Origin of the sequence: Synechococcus sp. R6-7 (genome assembly GCF_047461695.1) — a bacterium.
In the GTDB taxonomy this organism is placed as follows: Bacteria; Cyanobacteriota; Cyanobacteriia; order Thermostichales; family Thermostichaceae; genus Thermostichus.
In genome coordinates, this window is record NZ_JANSHS010000222.1 from 1 (window position 1) to 7383 (window position 7383).

At 57.5% G+C, this 7383-nt stretch carries 8 protein-coding genes; 1 reads left to right on the forward strand and 7 read right to left on the reverse strand.

Annotation, left to right across the window (positions count from 1 at the left end; translation table 11 throughout):
* Positions 1-8: 8 nt before the first annotated feature.
* The 3 genes from NW815_RS07310 to NW815_RS07320 form a co-directional block, all read right to left on the reverse strand.
* Positions 9-1241, reverse strand: coding sequence for an AI-2E family transporter (locus tag NW815_RS07310; protein WP_414389097.1), 1233 nt, complete (start codon positions 1239-1241; stop codon positions 9-11).
* A gap of 165 nt (positions 1242-1406) precedes the next feature.
* The gene (locus NW815_RS07315; RefSeq protein WP_414389099.1) at positions 1407-2315 is read right to left on the reverse strand and encodes a hypothetical protein; all 909 of its coding nucleotides are present in this window, start codon (positions 2313-2315) and stop codon (positions 1407-1409) included.
* A 323-nt stretch (positions 2316-2638) separates the two neighbouring features.
* Positions 2639-2971: an OmpA family protein gene (locus NW815_RS07320; RefSeq protein WP_414389111.1), complete on the reverse strand. Its 333-nt coding sequence runs from the start codon at positions 2969-2971 to the stop codon at positions 2639-2641.
* Between the two features lie 26 nt (positions 2972-2997).
* Between NW815_RS07320 and NW815_RS07325 the strand changes: the two genes are divergently transcribed.
* Positions 2998-3528 (forward strand): hypothetical protein, encoded by a 531-nt coding sequence (locus NW815_RS07325; protein WP_011432401.1) that lies wholly within the window; start codon positions 2998-3000, stop codon positions 3526-3528.
* A gap of 103 nt (positions 3529-3631) precedes the next feature.
* Here the strand turns inward: NW815_RS07325 and NW815_RS07330 are convergent, their stop codons facing one another.
* The 4 genes from NW815_RS07330 to NW815_RS07345 all read right to left on the reverse strand — a co-directional run.
* The gene (locus NW815_RS07330; protein WP_041436260.1) at positions 3632-3835 is read right to left on the reverse strand and encodes a hypothetical protein; all 204 of its coding nucleotides are present in this window, start codon (positions 3833-3835) and stop codon (positions 3632-3634) included.
* A 178-nt stretch (positions 3836-4013) separates the two neighbouring features.
* Entirely contained in the window at positions 4014-5417 is a 1404-nt protein-coding gene (locus NW815_RS07335) for a 1-acyl-sn-glycerol-3-phosphate acyltransferase (RefSeq protein ID WP_414389101.1), read from the reverse strand.
* 134 nt (positions 5418-5551) lie between these two features.
* A complete protein-coding gene (locus NW815_RS07340; protein WP_414343799.1) occupies positions 5552-6004 on the reverse strand; it encodes an AbrB family transcriptional regulator in 453 nt (150 codons plus the stop codon).
* Between the two features lie 565 nt (positions 6005-6569).
* Positions 6570-7383, reverse strand: an 814-nt coding sequence (locus tag NW815_RS07345) for an HAD-IC family P-type ATPase (protein WP_414415853.1), incomplete at its 5' end; no start/stop codon positions are given.

The window sequence follows — 7383 nt, forward strand, 5'->3', positions numbered from 1 at the left end:
AGCAGTGTTCAGCGTAAATGTATCAGACTTTCTTTCTGTGGCAACCCTTCCGGCTCGTTTGAAGAGCCATTCGGACGAGAGGAAAAAGATGGCTCTGGGCTGCTCGCGTCGGCAGGATCCATCCCCGGCAAAGCCAAAGAACCAGCAGCCTCGGTGGCCCGAGCATACAGCCTGGCTCGAACCTCTGCCTCCTGCTTGGGCTTCAGATAGAGGTTCTCCAGCAGCACCGCCATACCCGCCACCCACGGGGGGGCGATCACCGCCCCAACAATACCCAACAACTGGGTGCCCCCCAGCACCGCCAGCAACTGATACAAGGGCTTCACCCGCACCGAGGATCCCACCAACAGAGGATCCAACACATAGGTTTCCAGGTTTTGAACGGCAACGTATAGGATCAGCACCCACAAAAAAGTCCAGCCCCCCTGAACGATTGCCACCACCAAGGCGGGCAGGGATCCCAGTACTGGCCCGATAAAGGGAATCAAGTTGGTAAACCCGGCGATCACCCCCAGCGCCAGAGCAAACTCCGACAGGCCCAGAAAGCGAAGCGAGACGGTGATCATCACGCCCAAAATGGCAGAGACCAGCACCCGCCCCTGAATGTAGCCCCCCATGCGCTGGGCCATCGGGTGTACCTGCTGAGCCAGCCGGTCATTCCAGGGATAAGGAAACAACTCCACCAAGCCCCGCACCAAGTCAGAGCCGCTCACCAGCATGTAGCCGGAAATGAAGAGGGTCAGCACCGTGGTTAGCAGACCACCCAGCAAACCGCGGGTGAAGTCGAAAGACTGCACCAGCACCCGTTGTCCCGAGCGAACTGCCCAGCTCATCAACGACTGAGGATCGAGCAACTGGTTTAAGTAGTCCAGCGCCGCCGGATCCACCCCCGCCAGATCAGCAATCCAGGTGTCCACCAGCAGTTGTAGTCGCTCCAGATAGAAGGGCAACCTCGCTAGCAACCGCTGGGTCTGAGTTACCACCGTTGGGCCAATGAGCAGAGCCAAGCCGGCAATCCCGGCAATTAAGCTCAAATACACCAGCACAACCCCCAGCCAGCGGGGGATGCGTAATCGCTCGGCCAGATCCACCAGGGGAGCCAGCGCCGCCGCCACCACCACCGCGATCATCACGGTCAGCACCAAGCTGCGCAGTTGCCACAGCAGCAACAACAGCATCCCTGTGGCCACCACCAGGGCTACAGAGGATACGGAGATGGTCAATTGTCTTCGGCTCATCATCTGGCTGGGTTCTCTTCAGGGGGCTAGGTAACAGACAGCTCTACCATCCTGGCTTGCCCTAGCTGGACTTGCCAAACGCTCTTGGGCAAAGACCCTAGACCCAGAACTTCCCTGCCCAGTCGGCCAGACCAAAGATCCGCAGCAAAAACCCAGCCAGAATTGCAGCTACCGCAACAGTTCCCTCCGCACCGCTTCTACATATTCCAGCAGCCCCGGGGATCCCCCGCCCGAAACCTGCCACAACATCAAAGCGCTACCCAAATCGGAAGCGGCACCAGCCCTATCCTCTCCCTGGTAAGCGCGCGCCATACCGCGGTGGTAGTAACCTTCAGCCCGCTGGGGCTGCACCTCGATAGCCCGGCTGAAATCTTGAACGGCCAAACTGAAGTCGCAGATGCTGGCCCACATCAGGCCGCGATGGACATAGGCCTCGAAAAGATCGGCAGCATCTTGATTTTGCTTGGCCAGCTCAATCGCCAGATGCGACACATCAAACGCCGATTCCAGATGGCCTTGTTCGGCCCAGATGCGAGAGCGGATCAAGTGCAGTTGCGGGTTGTGATAGGCAATCCGATCCAGAGGAGACAAGGTTGCCAGAGCCTGCTCAGGTTCTTGCAAACGCTCGTGTTGGATTTTGGCCTTGAGCAAATAGGCTTCAGCCAGGTAGGGATCCAAAGCAATGGCAATATCCAGATCCCGCAGAGCGGAGCGCATCAGGTAAGCAATGGCAGAAGCATGCTCCGGCTGCGGTAAAGCAGCAGGATCCTCCTGAGACTGACGCCAGAAGTATTGCGCCCGTTGCAGATAAAGTTGCGCATTTCCCGGCTCCTGCTGGATGAATTGGGTTAGCAGCGCCAGCTCATTGGGAACATCCGCCTGAGCAGAGAATGGAGAAAGGGTAGGATCCTGACGCCGAGGCCGTGCCGACAGGGCAGGGCTTGGGTTGGAACGGCCAACACCCCCGGCGGGCTGGGGATCTGCCTGTTGCGCAAGCCATTGATAGACCTGCTGCTGGTGAGCGAGAGAGCGCTGCTCAAGCTGTTGTACCCGTTCTTGCAGCTGGGCTTGCCGCATGAGCCAAGATCCAGAACCTGCTTCATCTTCAAACAAGGCCTGGGATGAGGGCAGGGAGTGCTCCCAAGCTTGTAGAGAAACCTCAGTGACAGGACTCTGGCTCTTACGAGATGAGGTCAACCAGCCACCTTCGCCGATCAAAAACGGCAAGGACAGCAAACCCAACAAAGCCGAGCCGGAGAACAGAAGACTGGGCCTAAGCATGGATCCCACCCCTTGAAATAGCCTAGAAGTAAAGAGTTGCCTCTAAACTAGTTCGCCGCAGCCGCAGTGTCCAGAGTTTCGGCGATGCTTGCCCTGAGCCAAAACTCAGAAACTCTCCCCTAGGGGATTCTGCCACCCGCCAGATCCACCAACTCCACGCGGCGATTCTTCGCCCGGCCTTCCTCAGTGGTGTTGCTGGCCACAGGAGCAGAGAACCCCACACCAACCGGATAGAGTCGACGTTGCTCGATACCCAGCTGAACCAACCGGTTGACAACCGCCTCGGCCCGGCGTCGCGAGAGACCCAGATTATAGTCGAAGCTGCCGGTCGCATCGGTATGACCGACCACGAGGATGCTGAGGTTGGTGCGCTCGCGCATCAGCTTGGCTATCTCGGCAAGGGTGGGCTCGGCAGCCGCTTCGATTTGATCCGAGTCATAGGCAAAGAGAATGCCGTAGAGGAAGTGCCACCCTTACCTTGGTTCAGTTCGACTCCCAGGATCCCTATGAAGTCATTCACCGCTTCAAGCCAATTGCCGAGGTCCCTGAGCTGACCCGCGAGACCTACGTGCCGCGAGCTTCTACTCCCTTGCTGGATGCCATGGGGCGCGGCATCATCGACCTAGAAAAGAGCCTCAGCGAACTCAGCGAGGCAGATCGCCCGGCCAAGGTTGTGATGGTTGTGGTAACCGATGGGCAAGAGAATGCCAGTCGCGAGTTCCGCAAAGAGCAAATTGAGAAGATGATCAAGGAAAAAACCGAGAAGGAGAGCTGGCAGTTTGTCTTCTTAAGCGCCGATCTGGCTGCCATTGGGGATGCCCAAACCGTTGGCTTCGCTCCCAGCGCGTCCTTGCTATATCAGAAGTCTAAATTGGGCAGCGCAGGAGCGTGGACTTCTCTCTCTCGGCGCACCTCCGAGTACCGATTGGCTGTTCGCCAGAGGCTTATGTTCCTTGATGAAGACCGACAGCATCCCGACGATCCGAACAAGGGCAAGGAAGAAAGCTAATCCCTCTGCGGATAGGGCTTTGTGGGCAGGTTGACACGGGAAGCCCCTCGGATCCAGGGAAAGGGGAAGTATCGCAATGACCTCTGGGCCAGGGGGGATCCCTTCAGCGCCGTCGTCTGGAGCAGCGACGCAGTAACCAACTGGCGGCGGCCCGGTCGCCTTCATCCCATGCCAACCGCTCCACGGCCACCATCACCATCGAGGTGATCACAGCTTCACTTAAATGGCGAGAACGCAAATGCTGCACGGCTGAAGTGGCGGCCTCCAGGTCGCGTCTGCGAATGGCGCGGAGCAGCTCATCAGACATAGACCAAGCCAACGAGCCTCACTTCCTTTCTGCCCCCTTTCTACCCCAAGAGCCAGAAACTTCCCCTTTCCTTCACCTGCTTGTCAGATAATGCAAAAGTTCGTCTTACTTTCACGAAATATCTCACAAGATGTCTCAGGAATTGTTACACTTTTTGCCCCTGAGCCGACTAGGCATGTCAGACAGCAGGGAGGACCGCAGGGGAGCACGGGATCCCTTTGATAAGCCGCTCCATTTCTGCTTGTAAATCTTGGGTGAGGGCTTGTACGGCTTGTCGGCGGTTGGCCTGGTAGGCGGGCCAGCGTTCGGAAACCGAGAGGGGATCCCCAATGCTGAAACGCGCCAGGCGGGGGCCCAAGCGGGGGGGAGCAGTTCCGACGGGATTTTCTCCTTTGATCCAAGCCAGCAGACTCCAGAGGCGCAGGGCGGTTTCCGCCAACTCGTCTAGACTTAGACTGGGCTGCTCGGGCATGGGGCGCACCGCAAACACCATCAAGGTTTCCGCCAAGCGCATGTGCCAGAGGTGAAAACTGGCCTCAGCAGCCACTCGATTGGCCAGCCCCCTTTCCAAAGCCGAGAGAGCAGCAATATCGGCAATATCTTCGCGGTAGATCCAGGCCCAGCCCGCCTGTTCGATGCGGTGCCGCCGCTCGATGAAGTCTCCTTGAGGCTCTAGGCCGAAATGTTGCTCGGCCACGCGCAGGGCCAGATCCGATAAGCTTTGAAGACGCGCCAACAGGTCCCCCTCTTTAACCTGGGCTCTATCTGCAGCAGGAAGGGCAGGGGCATAAAAGCGCTCATAGAAGGTCTGCACGACTTGCAGCAGGTGTTCTCCCAAGCGAAGGATACGGGCCAGCAAAAAGGCTTGACCGGCGTGAGCCGAGCGCCTGGGCGGCAGCTTGCAATCGGCCTCCATGCGGCTGAGCAATCTATTCAGAGCGGCACTGGGATCCCTCAGGTAAGAATAGCGAAGGCCCACCGGCAGGATCAGCACCTGCTCTGGCCGTCCCGCCTTGTGCAGATCCTCCACCGCCCAAAAGCTCATCTGGGCTACCCCCGGCTCCAACGGGTTGAGAAGACTGCTCATGCCGTTGATCGTCCCTTCTGGAGCTACCGCCAGCGGATATCGGCCCGATACAAACTGCTCACGAGAACTTTTTAGCCCTGCCCGATCCAGACGGCCTCGCAAAATCGGGATCCCGCCCAAGCGCGGCAAGCCCCAACGGGCAACGGATCCCAGCCATAGAGGTAGGCCGCGGTCATAAACAAACAAAACGTGGGGTCGGCCCCGAAAGCGGATCCCCTGGCGTTGGGCCACCTGCGGCAGAAGATGGGCAAACAAGTACATCAAGCAGGGGGGATCATCCAGGGTCGGGTGTCGAAACGCCACCAACAGGCGAATCTTGCCCGCCTCAAACTGCTGATAAAGCTGAGCCAAACGCTCTCCCCCCTCTACTTCAACGCGAGGGATCCCTTTGGTCCATCGCAACCAAAGGGGCAAGCCTGCTTGAGCGAAATGAACGACCCAAGGCGTCAATCGCGGCGGCAAAAACTTGAGGGGTGGCTGAACCTTCTGTTGCATAGGGATCCTTATCTAGGGTCAGAAAGAGGGTGAACCTAGGCTTTGGATCCCATCTTAAAGAGGGCAAAGCGGGAAGAAAGCTGCGCAGTGACAGTTCGTCAACTGGATCCCTTCTCCTCAACCCCAGGAGAGGTTCAAGCCCCAGCAGTTTTTTTTCGGCGACCGCGAGTCGCTTTGGGGGAAGCTTCTTTGCTTGGGGTTGACTCCTCCACCCCCTGGCCGTTTAGCACTTGCTTGAGGTGAATGTGCTTGTAACCCAGCTGAATCTCAAACTCATCCCCAGGCTTGAGATTCATTTTTTCGGTGTAGGCCGACCCAATGATCAACTGCCCATTTTTGTGGACGCTGACCCGAAAGGTTGGCTCACGACCGCGCTTGTCCCGGCTGGAACTTGGGCTGAGACTCAGACCTTTTGCCGCCAGCACCGCGTCATAGAACTCATTCAAGTTGACGCGAGGCTTGTTGGTCTTGGTCATGGTTACATAGCCACATCGCTTTGCCGTTTCTCGGCGCGGAAGATGCCCCAAAGCTTCGACCTTCTGGAGCAGAGCCTTCCCGGTTAAAGGTTGTGGTGGTATATCTGACATTTTTTAATGTCCTACATCCTTCTCTTAAGATCATACCCTTGTGATGTACTCCTGCAACCGAAAGTCTGAGACTTTTTTGAAGACAGGTTTTTCTCTTGTTCCTTGAGCCAGCAGCTCCGAAGGAAAAACCTCGTCTCCCTCAAGAGGTGTTCCTGCCCTTGCCAAAAGGTGATGGGGGCAAAAAGAACTCAAGCCCTGAAGAGTGCTGGGGCTTTTGTGGATGGAGCTGACAAAAGATCGCCTTGGGGGTAGTACCGCGGTGTAGATCCGACTCACCGCTTTCTACAGCCTCATCCCCACTCGTCGGCTGCCCCAAACTCTGATCACAGCCAGAAAACAGGCTCGACTTTCCAAAAAACCGCCGCTGAGATGGTGATTGCCTTGCGCAAATCGGTCGAAAAGACAGCCAGAGCGGTGTGAAGCTGGATGCCATCAGACCTAGGCCAGCAGGCATTTTTATCTCTTGGCAGAGGCCGGCTACATCTGAGTAATGGCTGAGGGATCCCCTCTTCGGCACTTCTTCAGATGGGAGCGCAGTGAGCGCGAGTTGCCCAAAGCAAGTTATTCATTCAGGATCCACTCGATTGGCCACCGCTGAGACAACGATGAGTGGCAAGCTCACCAGCAAACAAAAGCCCCACTGCTCCCAAGACAGGGGTGCTGTGTCGAAGATAATGTTGAACAGGCTCCACTGGCTGAAGAGGATCTGCAGCAGGATGGCCGCCCCAATGCCGATGGCAATGGCTGCTGTATCCATGAGGCGCTCATGGCGCTCCAATTGGCTGGCACGTCCACGGCCCAACAGGGTAGGAATGGCCTGGCTGAGGCTGAGCAAATAGAAAATTCGCCCGATCACCAACGCTTGGATGGCCATGGTGCGGGCCAGGTTAAGGTTGCCGGTGGTTTGTTCGATGTATTCAAAAACCCCGAAGATCAAGATCCAGTTGAACACGGACACCAGCAGGATGCGCTGCAGCAGCCTAGGAGAGAGCAAGTTGGCGTTCGGATCCCGCGGTGGGCGAGTCATCTCTCGGCCTGTGCTCGGCTCAAAGGCAAGAGGCACCGTCATGGTGATGGAGTTGATCATGTTGAGCCACAGCACTTGAATGGCCAGAATGGGGAGCTCGCGGTTGAGCAGCACGCTGAGGAGAATCGTCATCGATTCCCCCCCGTTCACCGGCAGGATGAAGGCAATGGCTTTGAGCAGGTTGTTGTAAACCGTGCGCCCCTCCTCAACGGCTGCCTCAATGGAGGCGAAGTTGTCATCGGTCAGGATCATGTCGGCAGCAGCTTTGGCCACTTCGGTGCCGCCTCGCCCCATGGCAATCCCCACATCTGCTTGCTTTAGGGCCGGAGCGTCGTTGACGCCATCGCCGGTC